This is a genomic window from Exiguobacterium sp. s70, from assembly GCF_018618315.1.
In the GTDB taxonomy this organism is placed as follows: domain Bacteria; phylum Bacillota; class Bacilli; order Exiguobacteriales; family Exiguobacteriaceae; genus Exiguobacterium; species Exiguobacterium chiriqhucha.
The window spans coordinates 1-22,107 of record NZ_JACSLV010000007.1 but is presented as its reverse complement, the minus strand read 5'-3'; the positions used below and the strand labels follow the sequence as shown (position 1 = coordinate 22,107).

Genomic DNA, 22,107 nt, shown 5'->3' with positions numbered 1-22,107 from the left:
AGCAGAAAAAAGATGCTACGCTAGATTCAATCGAGACGACTGCTTAGGACGTCCATAATAACGCGTACTCAGGCAAGGAGGAAGATCATGCGGTCACAACCGACCATTTTGATTGCTGATGACGATGAGGCAATTCGCGAGCTACTCGCGATTTATTTAAAGAATGAAGGATATTTGCTTCGCTTTGCGAAAACAGGCCAAGAGGTGCTCGATGTCGTCGCGCATGAACCAATTGATTTACTCATTTTAGATTGGATGATGCCCGTCATGGACGGCATTTCCACATGCATCGAAATCCGGAAGACACAGTTCATGCCAATCTTGATGCTAACGGCTAAAACAAGTGACCTGGATTTGATGCAAGGGATTTCTGTCGGAGCGGATGACTATATGAAAAAGCCGTTTAATCCGCTCGAGGTGACGCTTCGGGTCAAGTCGTTGCTCCGACGTTATCGTGACTATGGGGCACATCAAGCGAGCCAGTCTGGAAAACTCATGTTTCAAGAATTGACGCTCGACGTGCAGACGCGGCAATGTCAAAAAGGTGAGACGCTGATTCGCCTCACCCCAAAAGAGTTTGATATTCTTGCCTATTTCATGCGGCATCCGAATCAAGTGCTGACAGTCGAACAGATTTATGAGGCCGTGTGGGGCGAGGATGCATTTGAGGTCGATAATACCGTGATGGTGCACATCACGAAAATTCGCGAAAAAATAGAAGATACGCCTCGGAAACCATCTTTTATCAAGACGGTTTGGGGCTTAGGGTACCGGTTATGAGACAGCGACAATGGGATCGATTACTCGTCAAGTTGATTGGGATTATCTTGACCAATGCACTGATTGCGACGATTGCCTTTTTAATCATGGGCTACTCAATCAGTATGTATTACATTCGGAACGAGACGACACCAGAACCGTTGACTTCTAATTTGGCTTTCTTAAGCGTGACGTTTATTACGATTATTGTTTTTGTGATCGGCTTTTCGTTGATGATGCGAAAAACGTTACGTAAAATCACGTATTTATCGAGCGAGATTGAGCAAATCGCTAGTGGCGACCTCGGTCGGACGGTCGAGGTGGAAGGACGGGATGAACTGGCTTCACTGGGGCAAAGCGTGAATTGGATGTCAAAGCAGTTGCAACACCTGTTCGAAAAAGAGCGCGCCCATGAAGAGGAACGAAACCAGCTGTTCTCGAACCTTTCCCATGATTTACGGACTCCGCTGACGAGTATTCGTGGTTACCTGCAATTGCTTGAAAGCGAACGTGTCATGACGGACGTCGAACGGAGTCATTTTAACGTGTTGAACGAGAAAACGGCTCAGCTTGAACAATTGCTCGATCAGTTGATGGATGTAAACCGCTTATACTCATCTCAAGTGATGCTCTTGAAACATCGGATGAACATCAGTCTGTTGACGACGCAACTCGTCCATGAGATGGGTCCGTTGTTTGAAGAAGCAGGGTATCGTGTATCGGTCAATGTTCAGCCTGATCTCTATATCGAAGCCGATCAAGACCAACTGATTCGCGTCTTTCAGAACTTGATGTCGAACGCATTGAAATACGCAACACCGGATGGACCGATTGAATTGACGCTCGTCGAACGAGATGAGTATGTCTCGTGGCAATTGTGTAACGAGACGACACCCCGGACGCTTGCATCCATCGACCATTTATTTGACCGGACGTATCGGGTGGATGCGTCACGAGGCGAGACGCCAGGTGACGGGCTCGGTCTGTCGATTGCCCGACAAATCATGCTCCTGCATGAAGGTATGCTGACAGCGTATGCTTCGGGAGGGAACCGAATTTGTTTTGAAGCTAGCTTTCCGATTAAACGAGGAAGCGATGCTAACAGAACTTGATGTTTTTTCGAATCAGGACTTCCTCAAAAAGTGAACCATCTCAAATTCATCCATGCATTGATTCAAGTCAGCCGCCAAATCGAAATTTATAAGTGAAATAAAAAAGCATCGGGGCAAATACCCCGAATGCTTGTTAACGTTTAAGTAGTAAAGCGACGCCGGTCACGAGAAGTGCGAGTCCGCTAAACAATCGTACTTGGTTGCAAGTCACTATCTTTCACCCCTGTAAGTCATTGTAGTCGTTCATTTTTTGGCGACGCGAAGTTTTGTCCGTTCCATCTCTTTATAGATTGCAAGGACGTCGTTGCCGTAGTTTCCTCTCGGTTGCATCGCCCATTTGCCTTGAAGGGCGGGCCAAGTTGGTGCAGATCCTCGTTTCACGTAACGGAAGCGAGGGTCCACGAGCTTCATGTTCAGTTTGTCTTTCGAAGCGTATGCTTTCAGGTGCTGAATATGGGCCGTGACACCTTGGAAAGGCGAGCGGAACGTATGGCCTTTTACCCCATTACCCACCGTTCCGATGCCCGCATAATTGTGTTGCCTCGGGAGGACGTCCCCTTTGTAACTGAAGTAGCCGGTCTCCTTCAACGCCTGCGCGAACGCGACATCGCCACGGACACCTTCTTTTGCTCCGATGACGACGAACAACTTGGCGAGCTCTTCGACGGTCACACCTTCAAGCCGGACGTTTTTCGGATTTTTCTTTTTGACAAAGTCCGCCATCTGTTGAGGTGTTAATGCTGATGTTCCCATAATAGCACGATTTTCTTTTTTTGACGCAGCTGAAACGGATGGCATCGATATAATCAACGAAAATAGGATTAAAGCAATTCCGATCGAATAAACGAACATGTTTTTCATCCTTGTTCCTCCCTAATCAGTAAATAAACTATGCAAATAATACCATATATTAGGCTTTTAAATTATTTCATTTTGATTAAGCGGGAGGAATCATCCAAATTTATGCAGTCGAATGATGGAGCATTACTTTTCACGAAACTAAAATCAGTTTGCTTACGTAAATAGAAACGAGGTGATGGGAATGGAGAAACAAGCACGAATGCGTTCGATTCAATCGTATCAAAAAAGATGGATGCCCTTGCACGTATCGGTCGTCATCGCGGTCGGGATGTCATTCGCGTTATTGGTCATGAACGAGTTTCAAACGGGCTATGGAGTCGTCTTTTTGGCGTCGCTAGTCGTGTTGATTTATTTGGAGTGGCGCGAAAGCCAATTCATGCAACGGTTGACAGCCGAACCGTCCGTCCAAAAGTTCATTCGTCGCACGTATCTCGGCCGCAACGCGCTCTCGTTGTTCGGAGCGATCGGATTCTGCTTATTGTTCAAGAACGGTTTCCAGTCAAATCTGTTCTTATGGATGATGATTTTCTTTGGGGCGGTTGCGGGCCAAGCGGCGACGACGATGTATTACGAACGCAAGATTCGCCAGCTCGATCCGGAACATCCGAGTCGGCATGACTTGAGTTTTACAAAAGGATAAACATAACAAGCCGCCCTGTTCGAACAGGACGGCTTGTTATGTTAATTTGCTTTTTTGAGTTCTGATTCTTCTTCCTTGAAGTCGAGCTTGCGTACATCGACGCGCTTCACGAAGAAGGCGAGGACGAGCGCCAAAATGTTCATGCCGAGTGCGACATAGAACGAGTACTGAATCCCTGAGAGGAGTGCTTGCTGAGTCAACGCGCCCATGGCACTCTCGGTGAGTGTCGCTGGGTCGACGCCAGTCATGAGCGATTCGGCTTCGGTTCGCGTCACCGAGTTCATGATGGTGACGAGGACGGCCGTACCGATTGCACCGGATACTTGTTGGGCCGTGTTGTTGATGGCCGTCCCGTGCGGGTTGAGGCTCGTCGGCAACTGGTTAAGACCGTTAGTCATAATCGGCATCATGACCATCGACATCCCGAACATGCGGAGCGTATACGTCGTCACGATGTACGTGTACGTCGAATCGAGTTGAACGTGGGCGAGCATATACGTCGAAATTGCGGTGATGGTGAGACCAGTGATCGAGAGCAACTTCGGTCCAAACTTATCGAACAGTTTCCCGGTGATTGGCGACATGATTCCCATGATGATGGCACCCGGCAATAGCATGAGCCCAGAGTCGAGCGGTGAGATGCCGCGGACGCTTTGAACGTAGGCCGGTGTCAAAATCATCCCAGAAAACATGGCGACGGCGTTGACGATTGCAATGATGGAAGCGAGTGCGAACATCGGGTATTTGTACGCCCGAAGGTCGAGCAGCGGCTTCTCCATGTTGAGCTGACGGATGACGAAGGCGATTAACGCGACGAATCCGACGATCATCGTCGTCAAGACGATCGGGTTGTCCCAGCCATCTGAACTCGCCGAGCTGACACCGTACAAGACGCCACCGAAACCGAGCGTCGATAAGACGAGTGACAAATAGTCGAGCGATTGCTCTTTATTTTGGACCATGACGTTCTCGGCTTTCCAAATGGCGAGACCGAGACCGATGATGGCGAGCGGGAGAATCATCTCAAATAAGACGCGCCAGTCGTAATACTCGACGATGTAACCTGAAAGCGTCGGTCCAATGGCTGGTGCAGAGATCATGACGAGACCGAAAATCCCCATCGCCGTTCCACGTTTTTCACGCGGGAAACTGACGAGCATGACGTTCATGAGGAGTGGCCCCATCGTCGAGGCACCGACCGCTTGAATCATCCGCCCGGCGAGCAAGATGCCGAAGTTCGGTGAAAACGCGGCGATGGCCGTCCCGACAGCGAAAATTGCCATCGAGGTGATGAAGAGGCTTCGGTTCGAGAACCGGGTGATTAAGTAGGCCGATGCTGGGACGAGCACACCCGTCACGAGCATGAAGCCGGTCGCGAGCCATTGGACGGTCGAGTAGTCGGCAATCTCCAAATCGACCATGATCGATGGGAGTGCGACGTTAAGTAACGAGTTGTTCAGGAAGGCGATGAACGCCCCGGCAAAGAGGACCGCGAGCATGAGATACGGCGGTTTCTTTTGGAATTCTGGTTTCATACGAGTTGCTCCTTTATGTTCTGAATAGTTATATACTAGTAAGTGTCGATGTAGTGATTTTATACCCGTCGTATAAATAAATCAACCATTTTGTACTATCAGTTCAAAATGATATACTGAATCTATAAATGAAACAGAACGGAGCAGGAAATGATATGAAAGATAAGAAACGAAAAGTCGCCGATGTCGCCATGAACCTCTTCATTGAGAACGGGGTCCAACAGACGTCGGTCCAAGAAATCATTGAACGGGCGAACATCTCGAAAGGGACGTTCTACAATTACTTCGCCTCGAAGACGGACTGTGTCGCCAATATCCTTGAGAACTTGCGCTATGACGCCGGCCAGCGCCGCATCGAGATGCAGATGGGGCGGGACAAGCGTGACAAGGACGTCTTTATCGAGCAGATTTCCATCCTCATTCAATTAAATGAAGAGCGGAACCTCCACGCCTTATTTGAGTCGATCATGTCGGCGAATGAGCCCGAGCTGAAGAAGCTCGTCTTGCAGCACCGTGTTTATGAGATCGAGTGGCTCGCCATGCGTTTGACCGAGATTATCGGTGAGGAGATTCGTCCGTACTCGGTCGAGTTGACCGTGCTCTTCAATGGGATGTTGCAACACATCTTGTTCACGCTCCGCATCACGAACACGGCCTATTCGATTCAGAAACTGATTCGTAACTTATACGCCTACGTCGAGCTGATGGCGGCCCGCATGGTCGAGACGAACGAGCATATTTTAAATCCGGTTACGGTCGATCAGATGCGTGGTACGACGGATAAAAACCTCGTCACAAAAGACGAACTGATTGAGATGGCGGAACGGATTCGCGCACACGTCAAGATGACCGAAGAACAAGCGGATTTGTTTGAGGCAATCACGTATGAGTTGCATCAAGACCGGCTTCGTAAAATTGTCATCGAGCAATTGCTCAAGCCGTTCCAACGTCTGTTCAAAGGAGTCACGGGGGAGACGGAAGTTCAGAAATTTACGAATCTCGTTTGGCTGTATACACGGACACACTAACGACAAAAAAAGATTGGTTGCTGTAATATAGAAGAAACACGGTACGAAAATAAATCTCAAAATATTCCACGAAAAAGAATTGATTCCTACAAATTCATGCGCTACAATCAAATTACCGAAAGCGCTTTCGGGAAGAGGAGAATGACATGGGTACGATTTATGATTTAGCAAAAATAACCGGCTTTTCGATTACGACCGTCTCCAAAGCGTTGAACAACTACAAGGACGTCAGCGAAAAGACGAGAGCCAAAATATTACAAGCCGCGGCTGAGATGGACTATCTGCCGAACGCGCACGCGCAGTCGTTATCGACGAAGAAGTCGTGGGCGATCGGGGTCATGTTCTCAGAAGCGAATGAAGTCGGAATGAAACATCCGTTCTTTAACGGCATCATCGAAAGTTTCCGTCACGCGACCGAGGAGCACGGCTATGATTTGATTTTCGCCTCGCGTAACCTCCGGAATCGTGACATGAGTTACCTCGAACACTTCAAACATCGAGCGGTCGACGGGATCGTCGTCATTTGCTCGGATCGGATGGACGAACAAGTACAAGAACTCATGCAAAGCGACATCCCAATTGTCGTGGTCGACATGGACAGCGCCAACTGTAGCGTCGTCTACTCGGACAATACGGAAGGTGCCCGCATGGCTGTGAACTACTTGTATGAGTTAGGCCATCGCCACATCGCTCACATCGCCGGAGATTCGTCGATTGACGCTGGGGCGGCCCGGGTGAAAGGGTATGAGCTCGCCATGCAAACGCTCGACTTGCCGATTCAGCCAGGATACTTGGTCAACGCCGGGTTCTTCTCGGTCGAAGAAGGCAAGCAGGCGATGGAGAAGTTGTTACAATTGGCGTCACCGCCGACGGCTGTCTTTGTGGCAGGCGATCAAATGGCAATCGGGGCAATCGAAGCCGTCCATGAACACGGTCTCCGGGTCCCGGAAGACATCTCGATTATCGGCTACGATGACATCGAGATGATCAAGTACATCACGCCGAAACTGACGACAATTCGGCAAGACACGGACGAAATCGGAGAGGCGGCGGCCGAGCTGCTCATCGAGCAGATGACAGCCAAAGAACGACGGACTGAACGTCGCGTCATCCCGGTCACATTGATTGAACGGGCATCGTGCGCGCCAGTCAAAAAGTAAACAAGTCACGATGATGTTTCGAAGTCGCTCTGTTCGCTTCAGCGGAATGGAGAGAAGAGAGCGATTTCGAAAATCATTCACCCCAAATCGAAACCGCTTTCGATATTTTATTTCGATTTTTTCGAAAGCGCTTTCGACAATTATTTACCTCTTCTTGTAAACGCTTTCTCAAAAACACTTATAAAGGATGGTTCACACATGCGTAAAAAATTAGTTAGCTTACTCTCTATCGGAGCACTATCAGTCGGTGTCTTGGGCGCATGCTCAAATGACGAAGGGTCTTCAGAATCGTCAAACGGCAAAGACGACGTACTTAAAGTTTGGTCGTTCACGGATGAGCTCAAAGAACCAATCAAAACATACGAAGAGAAGAACGGCGTCAAGGTCGAATTGACAATCGTTCCAATCGCGGACTATCCGACAAAACTTAAGCCGGCACTTGAAAGCGGCGTTGGGGCACCGGACGTCTTCACAGGCGAAATCGCGTTCCTCAAGCAATGGGTTGACGCAGGCTACTGGGAAAACCTTTCAGACGAGCCTTACAACGTCAATGAAATCTCAGACGACTATATTCCTTACGTCTTCGACCTCGGGAAAGACAAAGATGGCAACGTGCGCGCTCTCTCATGGCAAACGACACCAGGTGGCGTCTACTACAAACGTAGCTTAGCGAAAGAAGTCCTCGGTACGGACGATCCGACTGAAATCGGCAACATGATGAGCTCGATGGACGGCGTTTTCGAAGTTGCTGAGAAGATGAAGCAAAAAGGCTACAAAATGTTCCCAGACGAAGGCGCAATCCGTTGGTTCTCACAAGGCGCGAACCCAGAAGCATGGGTAAACGACAAGAACGAACTCGTGTTGACAGAAGACAAAATCAACTACATGGACTACGCGAAAGAACTTCGTGAGAAACAATACACGGCGCTCGCTCCAGAATGGTCACCATCTTGGTTCGAAGGCATGTCGAAGCCGATCAAAGTTAAAGAAGGCGGCAAAGAGACAGAGACACAAGTCTTCTCTTACGTCCTCCCAACATGGGGTCTTCACAGCGTCTTGAAAGATAGCGCGAAAGACACAGCCGGTGACTGGGCAGTCACGAACGGTCCAAGCCCGTACTTCTGGGGCGGCACATGGCTCGGCGTTTATGAAGGATCGAAAAACAAAGAAGCTGCTTATGATTTCGTTAAGCTCATGACACAAGACGAAGAGTTCTTGACTGGCTGGGCTGAAGAGACAGGCGACGTCCTCGCTTACAAACCAGTTACCGACAAAATCAAAGACGACTTCAGCGATGAGTTCCTCGGCGGACAGAACAACTATGACTTCTTCCTCGACCAAGCGGATGAAATCACACCAGGAATCGTCACGAAATACGACCAACAGCTCGACACGCTCTACGGCGCTTCAGTCCTTCAGTACGTAGAAGGTAAGAAGTCGAAAGAAGAAGCAATCGAAGAGTTCAAAAAACAAGCGAAGAACGCTTACCCAGACATTACAGTTGACTGAAGCAAGCTAACCCGTGGGGGGATTCCCCCCCTTAAGGGTTGCTATGGAAGGAGTAACACGACGTGAAAAAACTAGACCGTTACGGCTATGCGTTTATTGCCCCATTTTGGGTCGTCTTTTTGACATTCAGTATCTACCCGGTCTTCTTGACCCTGTACTACAGTTTCACCAACTATACCGGCAGCCAAGGAGAAGAGGTCGTCGGCTTTGCGAACTACACGCGCCTGTTGACAGACACATACTTCATCGAGGCGTTCGTCAATACGATCAAGATTTGGGGAATAAACTTTGTCTTGCAAATCGGTCTCGCACTGGCTCTCGCGCTCTTGTTCTCTGATTTACGTTTGAAATTGAAGGGCCTCGCGTTCTTCCGTTCATTCTTCTATCTTCCTAACTTGATCACAATCAGTTCGGTCGCGCTCTTGTTCGGAATCTTGCTCGACTGGCAGCATGGATCACTCAACATGATGCTCTTGAAACTCGGTATCATCTCTGACCCGATCAATTGGTTATCGCAACCGGTGACGGCACAACTGTCCGTCTCACTCATTTTGACATGGATGTGGTTCGGTCACTCGTTCATCATCGTCATGGCCGGTGTATCGGGGATTTCACAAGATTTCTTCGAAGCCGCCCATATCGATGGCGCGAACCGTTGGCAGATGTTCACGAACGTCACGGTCCCATTACTCAAACCGATTCTTTTGTACATCATGATCACATCGCTCATCGGTGGTCTTCAACTGTTCGATCTTCCGCTCTTATTGACGGATGGAATCGGCGCACCGGACGGCTCACTGAACACGATGGTTCTCTACTTGTACAACCAAGCATTCAAGTATAACAACTATGGCTATGCGGCAGCGGTCGCTTACGGCTTGTTTTTGATTACACTCGTCTTCTCGGCGATCGTCTTCAAAGGGATGTTCCGTAAAGAACGCGCTGCGCAGAAGGGAGCATAAGCAATGGAACAAAATGCAGAATCACGGCGTATGCTCGCCGACAGCGAAGTTCAGCCGCCGCGCGAGGAGAAACCGCTTCGCGTGGAACCGCCAGTAAAGAAGCAGAAAAAGAAATGGTTTAGCCGTAGCTTGATTTACACGGGCTTGATTGTCTTGACGATTATCTGTTTTATCCCGTTCTTGATGATGCTCATCAACGCCACACGGACGAACGGTGAAATCATGTCTGGTTTCTCGCTCATCCCTGGATCGGCGCTCGTCGAAAACTATGCGATTTTGAGCGACTATATCAACATCTGGACCGGCTTTAAAAACAGTTTGATCGTCGCGGTGCTCGTGACGTTGCTCTCTGGTTACTTCTCAGCGATGACCGCGTTCGGATTCGCGTTCTATAACTTCAAAGGCAAAAACGTGATGTTCATCTTCATGCTCGTCATGATGATGGTCCCAGGGCAACTTGGACTCATCGGGTTCTACGAGATTTCGAAAACGCTCGGAATTCTCGATTCGTTCATCCCGTTGATCATCCCGTCAATCGCCAGTCCGTTCGTCGTCTTCTTCATCCGTCAGTACACGCAAGCGACGCTGCACGTCAGTATGATTGAAGCGGCGCGCATCGATGGAGCGAGCGAACTGCGCATCTTCCATACGATTGCGCTCCCGATGATGATGCCGGCCGTTGCGACGATGTCGATCTTTACGTTCATCGGCTCATGGAACAACTACTTGATGCCGCTCGTGCTCTTGTTCTCACCAGAGAAATACACATTGCCGGTCCTCATGGGCTTCTTGAAAGGTTCACAAGTCGCCGAGAATCTCGGTGCCCTTTACCTCGGTATCGCCATCTCGGTCGTACCGATCATGATCGCCTTCTTGTTCTTGTCGAAATACATCGTCAGCAGTATCTCGGCTGGTGCGGTCAAAGAATAACTAGAGAGAAAAGAGGAATTGACTATGCAGTTTAACAAAGACTTCGTCTTCGGGACCGCGACTTCGTCGTATCAGATTGAAGGCGCGCATAACGAGGACGGGCGCACTCCGTCGATTTGGGACATGTTCTGCGACATCGACGGACGTGTGTTCGAGAAGCATAACGGTGACGTCGCGTGTGACCACTACCATCGCTTCGAAGAAGACATCCAGCATATCAAACAGCTCGGTGTCGACACGTATCGCTTCTCGATCGCTTGGCCGCGTATTTTCCCTGCAAAGGGGGAGTTCAACCCGGCTGGGATGGCGTTCTATAAGACGCTGGCGACACGCCTCCGTGAGGAAGGCATCAAGCCGGCCGTCACGCTCTACCACTGGGATCTCCCGATGTGGGCCCACAATGAAGGCGGCTGGGTGAACCGCGACTCGGTCGACTGGTTCCTCGACTATGCCAAAGTGTGCTTCGATGAACTCGACGGCATCGTCGACTCGTGGATCACGCACAACGAGCCATGGTGTGCTGGATTCCTCGGCTATCACGTCGGTGTCCACGCACCGGGCCATCGCGACATGAACGAAGCGGTCCGCGCCGTGCACCATATGCTTCTCTCGCACGGGAAAGCGGTCGAACTGTTGAAACAAGAGTTGAAGTCGACGACGCCAATTGGCATCACGCTCAACTTGTCACCGGTCTATGCGAAGACGGACTCGGTGAATGACCGACTCGCACAAAACAACTCGGACGGTTACTCGAATCGCTGGTTCCTCGATCCAGTGTTTAAAGGTCAATATCCGGTAGACATGATGAACTTGTTCGCGAAATACGTTCACACGTACGATTTCATCAAACCAGGTGACATGGAGACGATCTCGACAGAGTGCGACTTCTTCGGCATCAACTTCTACAGCCGCGGACTCGTTGAGTTCAGCGCGGCGAACGACTTCATGACGGTGGCTGCGTACTCCGATTACGACAAGACGGGCATGGGCTGGGATATCGCCCCGAACGAATTCAAAGACCTGATCCGTCGCTTACGTAACGAGTACACAGACCTTCCAATCATCATCACAGAGAACGGCGCGGCTTACGACGACGTGCTTGAGAACGGCGAAGTCCATGACGTGAAACGCATCGACTACGTTAAAAAGCACCTCACAGCCGTATCCGACTTGAACGACGAAGGCATGAACATCGCCGGATATTATCTCTGGTCGCTCATGGACAACTTCGAATGGAGCTTCGGTTATGAGAAACGCTTCGGCATTCTCTACATCGACTTCGACACGCAAGAGCGCGTCTGGAAAGACAGCGCGAAATGGTACGCTGGAGTCATCGGCGATCATAAAGCCAAACACGCGGATAGCGTCGAGGCGTAAGATGGATCCATCCCTGCCGCTACAGGGATGGATTTTTTGTGTGGAACGTATTCGGTCAGGGAACGTATAGAAGAGGACAACAAATGAAAGGGGCCGTTCAAATGAAACGCGAGTATGCGACGTACGAAGTGACAGGGTATGACGACAAAGGGAAAATCAAGTTCATCCATTTGAAGGAAGGTGAGTTTATCCTGCCGGTCGAGATTAAAGGGGACGACTTGACGAAAATCAAGAAGATGATGGAGCTCAACCCAGGAGTGACGGTCATCGTCCACGCAGCGGTGGATCAGAAACGGATGCGTTTGCAGGAGATTGACGGTTATTCGCTCAGGAAGGACGGATAACGATGCCCATCGCTAAATTGATGTCGCGTGACGAGTCATGTGATATGACGATCGAGAGCTATGCGTATGCCTATCCGGACGCCGACAACATCCATGATGCGGCCTGGCATCGTAATTGGGTCGGGCTCCATACGCCGGACCATCGCATCACGTTCGATGACGTCATGCTCGACAGTCTGCTCGTGGCTCACTACATACCAATGTTCGAGTCATTCGTAGCGGGCGACGTATCCGAAGTCGAGTTTGAGCCGACCGAACCATTCGTCAGCTTGACAGTGACGAGAAGAGACGGAGATGGGGATGAGGTCACGGTAAAGGGGTATCTCGAGCATCCGCTTGAAGGTGAGTCTGAGGAGCTTGCGTTCACGTTTGAGACGTCTGTGAGCAATGTGATGCGTTTTTTGGAAGGGTTACAGGCAATCGCCGACGCATATCCGATTCGAGATCTGTAATCGAAAGCAGCCAGCGCTACGAATAGGCTGGCTGCTTGTTAATGAATGATTTCTTTCCTGGCTTGAACGCCAGCTGCGAACAGACAGACGACTCCTAGTACGAACGGGACGACAGACTCTAGAGCGATGCCGGCGAGGAACGAGGCGCTCATCAATAAGCAGAACGTGACCGTATAATTTCGTTTCATCTATGTACCAACTCTCATACTCATTTTCCTAAATATAACAGCCCTTCTCATCGCTGAGAAGGGCTGTCGTTATTTGTTTAGGCTGACGCTTTGTCTGCGTCTTCTTGTGCTTTTAACTCTTCACCGTACGAGACGCGGTCTTGCATGCGGACGAACGGGAGGTAGACGGCTACGGCCATCGCAATCGTAACGATTTGCAAGAGCGCTGCACGCCATCCGCCGATTAAGAAACCAGAGATGATCGGTGGTGTTGTCCATGGCACTTGAAGTGCGTTGAACGGGTCGACCCAGCCCCAAAGGATTGAGAAGTACACCATGAACGATGCGATGGCAGGAACGATAACGAACGGTACGAACATGATCGGGTTGAACACGATCGGCATCCCGAAGATGACCGGCTCGTTGATGTTGAAGAGACTTGGTGCAAGCGAGAGCTTACCAAGTTGCTTCAAGTGAGCCGAACGGGCGACCATGAGTGTCGCGATGATGAAACCGATTGTGATTCCTGATCCACCGAGCTTCGTGAAGACGTCGAGGAACTGGATGGTAACGATTTTCGCGTTCTCACCGGCAACGAGTGTTTCACCCGCATCGATGAGTGCTTGGTTTTGAAGCGCGTTTGCTGTAAGGAGTGGTCCCATAATCCCCATGAGGATAGCAGCACCGTGAATTCCACACCACCACATGACTGACATGAGCACCATGATGATAACGGCTCCGGCAAGTGTGTCTGTCAAGTTTTGAAGTGGTGCTTGAAGCACGTCATAGACGACTTCTGTGAACGTACGATCTGCAACCGCTTGGAAAATCGCGAATGTCGCGACCGCCAGTGTGATAATCGCAAGACCAGGAACGAGTGCTGAGAATGAGTTCGATACGCCTGGTGGAACACCGTCAGGCATTTTGATGCTGATGCCGCGTTTGATGAACTGCGAATAAATGAATCCAACGACCAATCCGACGACGATGGCAGCGAGGACACCTTGTCCACCTGTCCATACTTTCGGGATGACTCCGCCGACTGTTTCTCCACCTTCAGAGAGGACAGACGCTTGCGTGATGATCAAGAATGAGATGATTCCGAGGATACCAGCTGGTACACCTTCGATTTTTTCGTTTTTAACATACGAGTAAGCGATTCCGAATACACCGATTAAAGCGAGAATATCGAACGTCGCACCGACGACTTGCGTGAGTGGAAGCGTCCAATCGGCTCCGAACAATCCTGACATGAAGTCAGCCCAACCTGGAATTGGGAGAGCAAGAATGAGCAAGAACAATGATCCGATGATTGTCATCGGCATCGTCAGGATGAACCCGTCCTTAATAGCAAGGACGGGCTTGGCGTTCGCGAAACGAACGAACCCTGGCGTGAATTTTTCAAATACGGTTTCTAAGCGGCTCATGGGGAACCTCCTTATAGGTTTTCAGCGCGAGTAGCGATAATGTCTTTGTACCAGTGGAACGATTTTTTCTTCTTACGAGCAAGCCCGTTAGCGTGATCAACATAGATGAAGCCATATTGCTTCTTATATCCGTTGAGCCAGCTGAGAAGATCGATAGCCGACCAAGCGTAGTAACCTGCGACGTTGACACCCTGTTCAACAGCGTGTTTCACGGCGCGGATATGACCTTCGATGTATTCGATGCGAGCGTCGTCGACGATTTCTCCGTCTACGATCGGGTCGACATCACCGAGACCGTTCTCTGTGATGTAGATTTTCACATCGCCGTAACGATCTTTGAGCATGTGCATGCCGTCAAGGAACGCTTCCGGTGAGATTTCCCAAGCCCATTTCGTGTAGACTTTGTCATCCATCATGACCGTCTTGTAGACGCCATCGAATGATGGGTTACCCGGGCGGCCTGTCGAGTTCTCGCGGCCACCGGCCATGACGAGCGCCGAGTCATTTTTCATGACGCGTTGCGGGCTGTAGTAGTTGAGGCCGATGAAGTCGTTCATCGAAGCCGTGCGCTTCAAGAGGTCGAGCTCTTCGTCTGTCATGTCAGGGAGAAGCCCTTGCTCCTCGAGTCCTTTCACCACGTACGCTGGGTATTCACCTTTCAAGATCGGATCATAGAACCAATGCGTCGAGTAAGCGTTCGCGTGCATTTCAGCGAACTTGTTCTCTTCGGCGTCATCGATGCTGAAAGCCGGGTTGAACACGTGTGTGATTCCGATTTCGCCAACGTATCCGTTTTGTTTGAACAACTCGACGGCACGAGCGTGAGCGACGAAGACGTGGTGTGTTGTTTGGAAGTAACCTTTGACGTCGCCTTCGATGCCGGGCGGGTGTGCCCCAGTCAAGTAGCCGAGCGAGCAGAAGATGACCGCTTCGTTGAACGTGATCCAGTGACGGACACGGTCGCCGAACGATTGGAAGCAAGTATCGGCGAAACGGACGAATGCGTCAACCGTCTCTAGATTTTTCCAGCCGCCTTTTTCTTCAAGCGCTTGCGGGAGGTCCCAGTGGTAGAGTGTCACGAACGGGACGATGTTGTGCTTCAAGCACTCGTCAATCAAGTTGTTGTAAAACTCGAGTCCTTTTTCGTTCACTTCACCTGTGCCGTTCGGGAAGACACGCGGCCATGAGATCGAGAAACGGTATGATTCGAGTCCCATCTCCTCCATGAGTGCGATGTCTTCTTTATAACGGTGGTAATGGTCGACTGCAACGTCGCCGTTCGTATCTTCAAATGTTTTTCCAGGAATTTTCGAGAAGACGTCCCAGTTTGAGAGTCCTTTCCCGTCCTCGTTCCATGCACCTTCGACTTGGTAAGAAGCCGATGCGGCGCCGAACAAGAAATTGTTTGGCATTTTCAAAGTGGTCACCTCAGTTTATTTATTTGCGAGTTTTAACGCGTGGTCTAATACTTTCGTTCCGTTCATCATGCCGTAGTCGACTGTGTTGATGACGTCGATTGGAACGCCTTTAGGCTCACAGATTTGTTTGCCTTTCGCGAGCAAGTATTTGACTTGTGGTCCGAGAAGCGCGACGTCGAGGTTGTCCACGTACGTTTCCATTTCTGATTCTGGGTAAGCAGCGATTTCAGCCTCAAGGCCTCGTTCAGCGGCAACCGCTTTCATTTTTTCTACTAACATACTTGTTGACATACCTGCTGCACAGAAGAGTCCGATTTTCATCATTTTTGATCCATTCCTTTCAATTGGTTGATTTCGTTTTGCATGTTCATCATATAGCCGAGCATCTCTTTGACGAGGATTGTGTTCATTAAGTGGTCTTGCGCGTGCACCATGAGGACGCCGACCGTAGCCGTTTTCCCTTGTGCTTCGAGTGTGACGAATTTCGTCTGGATGGCGTGTGCTTCTTTCAATGTCGCATCCCCAGCTTTGACCGCTTCAGCCGCTTCCTCTGCCTTGTTTTCTTGCATCAATAGCATCGCGTGATGGTAGCTCGCTTTGGCGTCGCCTGAAAGAGCGATTAAACCGAAAATATCTTCGGGTGTAATTTCGATTGTTTCAGAAACCATAGTATCTCTCCTTTTTGTATGGATAACCAAAATTCATAGGTACAAATTCTACAAATTGATAGTATCACGATACCGCTTACATGTAAACCCTTTCTTTTATAAAATATACGAACGAAAAAAACGCACGCGAGAACAATCTCTCGAGTGCGTTTAGGACTTGATGTTAGAGACTTTGAGCATCTTAACATGGCGGAAATGATGTGTCGAGCGCGATACGTCGAAGATTTGACCGTTCGTCAAATAGACGGTGTTGTCGACGAGAAGGGCCGGGTCATTTTCATTCAATCCAAGTAGCTCAGCATCTGCTGCGTTCAAAAAGTCGGCGTAAATGACACGATCGGCAAAGCCGATGGCGAGTTTTTGGTCGTTGCGGAAGTAGTTGTAGATCGACTTCTCCGTGATGTTCCGGTCGAGATAGACGACGAGGTCTTTTCGGAAATACGAGTCCTCGACCGAAAACGGATGGTCATCGACGAGACGAAGACGTTTGACGTAATAGACGGGTGTCCCGACGTTGCACTTCATCCGTTCAGCGACTTCATCGTTCGCTGTCGTCAATTCAAAATCAAGCACGCGCGTCTCGACTTTTCGTCCACTGAAGTCGCTCGTGAGACCTTGCAACTTCTCGAGGTTCACGTAATCGCTCATATAATGGTCACGGACGAAGACGCCGCTCCCTTGCACTTGATAGACGTAGCCTTTGTTGACGAGAATCTCGATTGCTTTTCGGACCGTGTTGCGGCTGACGCCGTACTTGGTGGCGTATTCGTCCTCGGTGAGGAGCTTGTTCGTATGTTGATAGACGTGATTCATAATATCCGTCTCAATCTGTTCGGCGACTTGTTTATACTTTGGGGACATCAGGGTCTGCACCTTTCACATGAAAATTTGTAGGTATGAATACGCTATCAGTATATCAGAAATTATATATGGGTGGAGGACAATCCTTCGGCAATTGTTGAAAAACGTCGAACGATTACTTGGGAAATCGATGAATTCAACGAAACGAATCAGAAAGGGATTCGTATAGAAAAGGAGAAGAGTGAGGAGGAGAAGGTCATGGCACAATCAGTTCGGATGGAACGGGAACGAGAATGGAAGCGACGACATACGCGCATCGGTTACGCTTTATTGGCGGTGGTCATTCTGGCGTTCGCTTTGATGTTCTTTGGACGGGCAACGTGGATCACCGTCCCGCTCGGCCTTGTCGGCGTCGCCCTGCTCGTTTCAGACGTGGCAAAATATCGGATGAGACGGTCGTTTTTGTTCGAGTCCGCCGCACAAAAAATGCTCCGTTGGCAGTTGGGATACGACATCGTGAATACGAGCGTACTCATCATCATGGTCGGCGGGCTATTGATTTTCAGTCAAGATAACATCTATTGGGCGTTCGCGGTCGTCATCTGGGGAATCATTGCCGAAGTCGTGTCGCGCCGCTTGAACCGGGCGCTACAAGCCCATGATCCAATCTTGCGCGCCCTTGAATTGGAGGAAGCGCGATGAGAGAACGCATTGAGCAGGAACGGGCGTGGTTTCGTTCGTTCCATCAACTCATCTTTGGGATTGTCGGTGTATTCTTGATTGTCGTCCTTCCAGTTATAGCATGGACGGATCATCTGTTTTGGGGAATTCTCTATATCGGACTAGCGCTCGTTCCCGTCAATGTTATGTATATTCGACGGTCCCGGATGCGGCGGACATTGAATCCGAAATTGACGCATCGCTATCGCCAACAATTAAGAAGTGACTGCTTCAATACGATTGCCTTCTTTATCGCTTTAAATGGTGGTGAGTTGTTTGAGTCGAACGTTCTGTATCTAGGTGGGCTGCTCATGCTTATAGTAGCAGGGTTGTTGACGATACGAATCGAAAAGCGGATGAAAGAAGAGGATGTGTGGCTTCCTACATATGAACAGCTTAAGGGGTGAGCGGATGGAATATTCTATTCAAAAAGAAGTCCAATCGATTAAACGAATCCAACGCTATGGGGGCGCGGTCCTTGGCATCTACGTTCTATTAATGATTGTTGCGCTTCTATTCGAAAAGATGTTATTGATTCCTTTAATGTGGACCGTCGCCGTGTTCCTTATTTTCATGGGGCATAAACAATACCGTCTCCTTCGCCATGTCTCGACGCACTCAAAAAGCTTACAGTGGCTAAAGGTCGAATATGCGGACACGTGGATTAGCGCGATGTTGATGGGAACGTTTATGACGACCTTGCTCACAACGGAGTCGCTTGGATTTGGGATTGGACTTCTATTTGGGATTTGGGGTTTAACTGCAAATCATCGGAAACGATTCATTGAACGTCAGTTGAAAAGGCATGATCCTCATGCACCGACGTATGAAGAATTGATGGAAAGGATGAGCTAAATGGAACTGTCACCACAATCAAAACAACAGATTGATACGATTCTCCGGTTTGAGAAGTGGACGAGTTGGGGTTTCGGTATAACTGTCTTTTCAGCGGTCGTTGGGATGTTAATTTACGCATCGTATTGGAACATGCCCGAGTCATTTATCCTTGTGCTCTTAGTGTCGGTTTTCGCTTTGATGATTAGCATCGAAACGACTCGATTTCTCATGTGGCGTCGGTTCGTGAAAAATGGACAGGCACGGAAATTGCTTACGCTCCGGTATACGATTTATTTGATTGGGGTTAGCGCAATTGGATACTACGGGATTGTCGTATTCTATGAGACGCCACAACCGCAATCATTTCAGGCGTTCTTGTTGTCGCAAGCCTTTTTCTGGGGAGCTGCCTTTTTCGGGAAATGGCTCGATCGCATCATCCAAAAGCATGACGGCCATTATTTGACGGGGGAGGATTTAAAACTGATTCGGGAAGCGCGCGACATCGAGAAGGAGCAAGGTCATGGATAAACGGAGCCAAATGCGTGAATTGACGGCGTTCGACCAGAGAAAGCATTCCACACAAGTGTTCTTGTCAGCGGTGTTGGCCGCACTTCTATTTTTCTCATTAGAGTATAATTGGCTATCACCCATGACAGTCATATTTCTCAGCATCGCAGCGGGTCTTCCCGATTTTCGTAAGATGTGGCAACGCGAGAATATTAAAAAACAATTTTTGAAGTCGGATGCAGCAAAGCGGCTCATCCATCTTAACTCCATCTTTGGGCTCGTGACGCTACCCTTCTTCCTAGTGTGGATTTACGCATTGCTCACGGATTGGATTTCACTTCAAGCGTTCGCTTTGATTGGGCTAGGAGCTTACATGCTCGCCATTCTTGAGCATCGTCTGTATGAGCGGCATATGGCTCAACTCGACGAGCACTACGTCACGGAAGCCGAATTGCGAGAAGAACAAAAGTGGGGGAGCGCTTAGGCGCTTCCTCTTACATGTTAAGGAGGATAATGATGAATCGGAAAGTATGGATCATTTCAGGTCCGGCTGGTGTCGGAAAGTCGACGACGGCGAGATGGCTCGCTCAAAGCATGGAGAAGAGTGCATACGTGTCGGGGGATGACATCAGTCATATGGCAGTCTCTGGTCGTGAAAGGCCTTGGGAATCAGAGCGGGCAAACGATTTGGTTTGGAAGAATATCGTCGCGTTGACTGATAATTTTCTTGAGGCGGGGTATGACGTCGTCGTGGACTGGGTCGCTTTTTGGCAAGACGTGAAGCGCTACACGGTTCACTGGATTGAACAAGGTGTCGAAGTACGCTACGTCATCTTATGGGCGGAGCAAGACGTTCACATCCAACGCGATCAGTATAGGCCGAGCGATGCGCAGATGGGGGAGCGGGTCATCATATTGCGGAACGAGTTTCTAAGCTCGGGTGCACCGGACCGTTACTATTTAGACAACACGGTCGGTGAGTTGAGCGAAACGATTCAACAGCTTCAAGAAAGCGAACAATTCGTGCTGACAGATTTGCAACAGAGTGGAGCCAGTACATGAGGATTGCGACGTTCAACCTCTGGAACAATCCGACATTATGGTCGAAGCGGATCGAGTCCATCTGTGCCACAGTGAAGATGATTGAAGCCGATGTGCTGGCGCTTCAAGAAGTCAAAACGCATGTGGAAGGGGAGCAAGGCATCAGTGTAGCCGAGCAGATCGCCCACGAAACGGGCTATCCGTTTTGCGTATTTCTCGCCTATCCGGACTCACCCGATGAAGGGCTCGCTGTCTTAAGTAATATTCCCCTCGATACGAATGATGCGATTTGGCACCACGAGGTAGAAGAAGCGAACTACTGTGCGATGCGGGTGACGTTTCAAGCAGGAGGTCACGCGTTCGGATTGACGAACGTCCATCTGAATTGGAGGTCGCCGGTCATTCGGGAAGCGCAAGTGCGAGCGGTCCGCAAGTGGATCGGTGAGGGAGAACGTTACGAGCTATTATGTGGTGACTTCAATGACAATCCGCAGTCGGAGATTTATCGTGATTTGACCGCACATCGTTGGATCGATGTCGCCACATGTGATCGTGGAGGGGATGAGCCGACGCTGGATTATGTACACAATCCGTATTTGAAGCAGGATTCTTTGCAGAAACAACCAGCACGCTACGATTGGATGTTATTGCGTCACGACGAAGGGAACGTCCCGCTCATCTCGAGCGTGGACGTGTTTGGGAAGACGTCCGATTCAATCACCGACGTGCTGCCGAGTGATCATTATGGAGTCTTACTCAATCTCGACATCTCTTAAAAAAGGGGGAACGCTTAGTCGCTTCCCCCTTTTTCATTTGAACGTGCGGATGACGAAGTAGAGACAAATGAGGAACGGGATCAAGAACATACTTCCGATCCACTCGCCTTGACCGAATAGGAGCCAGGCGAAGAGCTGGAATGACAAGACGCCGCCGGCAGCAAGTCCAGCAAAACGATACGCTTTCGGGCGAAGCGACGGGTCATCCCACCATTCTTTAAAGAACGGGAAGCTGAACAAGAGCGCGAGCGCCAAGAAAAAGGCGGCCGGAAACACAAGAAAATCCCCAACTTCACTCTGTCCTTCGATTTGCAGCCATTTGGATGCGGTCGATAAGATGATACCGATGACGAGAAAGACGATATTCATAGCCATTCCTCCACTCCATCTAATAGATACTTCCATCATGACCGAACCAGCTCGACGAGACAAGCCTGTTGAAAAAAGTAGCTTTTTAGTGAAAGTGGTGACTTTTACATGAACAGTAAAAAAAGTATTGGATTCTGTTGTGACATAAACACTTTCGGATTCAATCGAGACCGGCTAGCATGAAAGGGTATCTGGAGAAACGGCCAGCTATGAAGGAAAAGCGCCAGAACTCTAAGGAGTTGACGAGGTTGGGGGTTATCGAGTTTTCGGCGGATGCCTCCTAGTCGCCTGTCACGACTAAAAGTGTTCTTTTAAAACGTTCGGGTGACCGGACGGACAATGAGGAACACGTTGACAGCACTCTAAAAAGCCCGTTTCCTTTTTCGAGAAATCGAATCGATGAGGAGAATTGTTATGTGTGGAATTGTAGGAATGATTGGTCAAGTCGGAACGAAAGAGATTTTATTAAAAGGGTTGGAAAAGCTCGAGTATCGAGGCTATGACTCAGCCGGAATCGCGCTCGTCGGTGATGATGTCCATGTGTTCAAAGAAGTCGGTCGCATCGCCGCACTTCGTGACATCGTACCGGTCGAAGCGGAAGGCGCCATCGGCATCGGCCACACACGTTGGGCGACACACGGCGTGCCGAGCGTCCCGAACGCCCACCCGCACCAGAGCACGACGGGCCGCTTCACGCTCGTCCACAA

27 protein-coding genes and 1 pseudogene are annotated in these 22,107 nt (G+C 49.7%); 19 read left to right on the top strand and 9 right to left on the bottom strand.

Features of this window, described 5'->3' with window-relative positions:
- Positions 1-87: 87 nt before the first annotated feature.
- On the top strand, positions 88-780 hold the full coding sequence (locus KNP84_RS13755; protein ID WP_215114982.1) for a response regulator transcription factor: 693 nt from the start codon (positions 88-90) through the stop codon (positions 778-780).
- Positions 777-1,871: a HAMP domain-containing sensor histidine kinase gene (locus tag KNP84_RS13750; RefSeq protein WP_215114981.1), complete on the top strand. Its 1,095-nt coding sequence runs from the start codon at positions 777-779 to the stop codon at positions 1,869-1,871. The genes KNP84_RS13755 and KNP84_RS13750 overlap by 4 nt, the downstream gene beginning before the upstream one ends.
- A gap of 243 nt (positions 1,872-2,114) precedes the next feature.
- On the opposite strand, the gene KNP84_RS13745 is transcribed toward KNP84_RS13750, so the two are convergent.
- A complete protein-coding gene (locus tag KNP84_RS13745) occupies positions 2,115-2,624 on the bottom strand; it encodes a glucosaminidase domain-containing protein (RefSeq protein ID WP_251131256.1) in 510 nt (169 codons plus the stop codon).
- A 289-nt stretch (positions 2,625-2,913) separates the two neighbouring features.
- Between KNP84_RS13745 and KNP84_RS13740 the strand changes: the two genes are divergently transcribed.
- Complete coding sequence (locus KNP84_RS13740; RefSeq protein ID WP_215114979.1) at positions 2,914-3,372, top strand: hypothetical protein; 459 nt, start codon at positions 2,914-2,916, stop codon at positions 3,370-3,372.
- A 41-nt stretch (positions 3,373-3,413) separates the two neighbouring features.
- Here KNP84_RS13740 and KNP84_RS13735 read toward each other — a convergent pair whose 3' ends face one another.
- Positions 3,414-4,907, bottom strand: coding sequence for an MDR family MFS transporter (locus tag KNP84_RS13735; RefSeq protein WP_215114978.1), 1,494 nt, complete (start codon positions 4,905-4,907; stop codon positions 3,414-3,416).
- Positions 4,908-5,062: 155 nt separating this feature from the next.
- Between KNP84_RS13735 and KNP84_RS13730 the strand changes: the two genes are divergently transcribed.
- From KNP84_RS13730 to KNP84_RS13695, 8 genes are all read left to right on the top strand, one after another.
- Complete coding sequence (locus KNP84_RS13730) at positions 5,063-5,935, top strand: TetR/AcrR family transcriptional regulator (RefSeq protein WP_021065313.1); 873 nt, start codon at positions 5,063-5,065, stop codon at positions 5,933-5,935.
- A 146-nt stretch (positions 5,936-6,081) separates the two neighbouring features.
- Positions 6,082-7,095 (top strand): LacI family DNA-binding transcriptional regulator, encoded by a 1,014-nt coding sequence (locus tag KNP84_RS13725; protein WP_058765645.1) that lies wholly within the window; start codon positions 6,082-6,084, stop codon positions 7,093-7,095.
- A gap of 198 nt (positions 7,096-7,293) precedes the next feature.
- Entirely contained in the window at positions 7,294-8,604 is a 1,311-nt protein-coding gene (locus KNP84_RS13720) for an ABC transporter substrate-binding protein (protein ID WP_029596151.1), read from the top strand.
- Positions 8,605-8,666: 62 nt separating this feature from the next.
- Positions 8,667-9,566, top strand: a complete 900-nt coding sequence (locus KNP84_RS13715; RefSeq protein ID WP_214837674.1) for a carbohydrate ABC transporter permease — start codon at positions 8,667-8,669, stop codon at positions 9,564-9,566.
- A gap of 3 nt (positions 9,567-9,569) precedes the next feature.
- A complete protein-coding gene (locus KNP84_RS13710; protein ID WP_215114977.1) occupies positions 9,570-10,496 on the top strand; it encodes a carbohydrate ABC transporter permease in 927 nt (308 codons plus the stop codon).
- Positions 10,497-10,520: 24 nt separating this feature from the next.
- Complete coding sequence (locus KNP84_RS13705; RefSeq protein ID WP_021065308.1) at positions 10,521-11,873, top strand: GH1 family beta-glucosidase; 1,353 nt, start codon at positions 10,521-10,523, stop codon at positions 11,871-11,873.
- A gap of 101 nt (positions 11,874-11,974) precedes the next feature.
- Positions 11,975-12,217 carry a hypothetical protein gene (locus tag KNP84_RS13700; protein ID WP_144060641.1) on the top strand — a complete coding sequence of 81 codons (243 nt, stop codon included), beginning with the start codon at positions 11,975-11,977 and terminating at the stop codon, positions 12,215-12,217.
- A gap of 2 nt (positions 12,218-12,219) precedes the next feature.
- Entirely contained in the window at positions 12,220-12,669 is a 450-nt protein-coding gene (locus tag KNP84_RS13695) for a WapI family immunity protein (RefSeq protein ID WP_215114976.1), read from the top strand.
- A 38-nt stretch (positions 12,670-12,707) separates the two neighbouring features.
- On the opposite strand, the gene KNP84_RS13690 is transcribed toward KNP84_RS13695, so the two are convergent.
- The 6 genes from KNP84_RS13690 to KNP84_RS13665 all read right to left on the bottom strand — a co-directional run bounded on the left by KNP84_RS13690 (position 12,708) and on the right by KNP84_RS13665 (position 17,210).
- Positions 12,708-12,857, bottom strand: a complete 150-nt coding sequence (locus KNP84_RS13690; RefSeq protein ID WP_021065305.1) for a hypothetical protein — start codon at positions 12,855-12,857, stop codon at positions 12,708-12,710.
- A gap of 77 nt (positions 12,858-12,934) precedes the next feature.
- The gene (locus KNP84_RS13685; RefSeq protein WP_021065304.1) at positions 12,935-14,263 is read right to left on the bottom strand and encodes a PTS sugar transporter subunit IIC; all 1,329 of its coding nucleotides are present in this window, start codon (positions 14,261-14,263) and stop codon (positions 12,935-12,937) included.
- Positions 14,264-14,274: 11 nt separating this feature from the next.
- Positions 14,275-15,681: a GH1 family beta-glucosidase gene (locus KNP84_RS13680; protein ID WP_215114975.1), complete on the bottom strand. Its 1,407-nt coding sequence runs from the start codon at positions 15,679-15,681 to the stop codon at positions 14,275-14,277.
- 15 nt (positions 15,682-15,696) lie between these two features.
- Positions 15,697-16,005 (bottom strand): PTS sugar transporter subunit IIB, encoded by a 309-nt coding sequence (locus KNP84_RS13675; RefSeq protein ID WP_021065302.1) that lies wholly within the window; start codon positions 16,003-16,005, stop codon positions 15,697-15,699.
- Positions 16,002-16,349 carry a PTS lactose/cellobiose transporter subunit IIA gene (locus KNP84_RS13670; protein WP_215114974.1) on the bottom strand — a complete coding sequence of 116 codons (348 nt, stop codon included), beginning with the start codon at positions 16,347-16,349 and terminating at the stop codon, positions 16,002-16,004. The genes KNP84_RS13675 and KNP84_RS13670 overlap by 4 nt, the downstream gene beginning before the upstream one ends.
- Positions 16,350-16,499: 150 nt before the next feature.
- Positions 16,500-17,210, bottom strand: a complete 711-nt coding sequence (locus KNP84_RS13665; protein ID WP_021065300.1) for a GntR family transcriptional regulator — start codon at positions 17,208-17,210, stop codon at positions 16,500-16,502.
- 198 nt (positions 17,211-17,408) lie between these two features.
- On the opposite strand from KNP84_RS13665, the gene KNP84_RS13660 reads away from it, so the two are divergent.
- From KNP84_RS13660 to KNP84_RS13630, 7 genes are read left to right on the top strand one after another with little or no spacing between them, the layout of a single operon-like run.
- Complete coding sequence (locus tag KNP84_RS13660; RefSeq protein WP_058765651.1) at positions 17,409-17,852, top strand: hypothetical protein; 444 nt, start codon at positions 17,409-17,411, stop codon at positions 17,850-17,852.
- Entirely contained in the window at positions 17,849-18,277 is a 429-nt protein-coding gene (locus KNP84_RS13655) for a hypothetical protein (RefSeq protein WP_215114973.1), read from the top strand. The genes KNP84_RS13660 and KNP84_RS13655 overlap by 4 nt, the downstream gene beginning before the upstream one ends.
- A 4-nt stretch (positions 18,278-18,281) precedes the next feature.
- The gene (locus tag KNP84_RS13650; RefSeq protein WP_058765653.1) at positions 18,282-18,725 is read left to right on the top strand and encodes a hypothetical protein; all 444 of its coding nucleotides are present in this window, start codon (positions 18,282-18,284) and stop codon (positions 18,723-18,725) included.
- On the top strand, positions 18,726-19,235 hold the full coding sequence (locus KNP84_RS13645) for a hypothetical protein (protein WP_058765654.1): 510 nt from the start codon (positions 18,726-18,728) through the stop codon (positions 19,233-19,235).
- Positions 19,228-19,698 (top strand): hypothetical protein, encoded by a 471-nt coding sequence (locus KNP84_RS13640; protein WP_021065295.1) that lies wholly within the window; start codon positions 19,228-19,230, stop codon positions 19,696-19,698. Before KNP84_RS13645 ends, KNP84_RS13640 begins: the two co-directional genes overlap by 8 nt.
- Before the next feature lie 32 nt (positions 19,699-19,730).
- A complete protein-coding gene (locus tag KNP84_RS13635; RefSeq protein ID WP_021065294.1) occupies positions 19,731-20,276 on the top strand; it encodes a P-loop nucleotide/nucleoside kinase family protein in 546 nt (181 codons plus the stop codon).
- Entirely contained in the window at positions 20,273-21,031 is a 759-nt protein-coding gene (locus KNP84_RS13630) for an endonuclease/exonuclease/phosphatase family protein (protein WP_215114972.1), read from the top strand. The genes KNP84_RS13635 and KNP84_RS13630 overlap by 4 nt, the downstream gene beginning before the upstream one ends.
- Before the next feature lie 33 nt (positions 21,032-21,064).
- On the opposite strand, the gene KNP84_RS13625 is transcribed toward KNP84_RS13630, so the two are convergent.
- Positions 21,065-21,400 carry a hypothetical protein gene (locus KNP84_RS13625; RefSeq protein WP_021065292.1) on the bottom strand — a complete coding sequence of 112 codons (336 nt, stop codon included), beginning with the start codon at positions 21,398-21,400 and terminating at the stop codon, positions 21,065-21,067.
- Between the two features lie 414 nt (positions 21,401-21,814).
- Here KNP84_RS13625 and KNP84_RS13620 point away from each other — a divergent pair.
- Positions 21,815-22,107, top strand: a pseudogene (locus KNP84_RS13620) (glutamine--fructose-6-phosphate transaminase (isomerizing)); the annotation flags it as partial.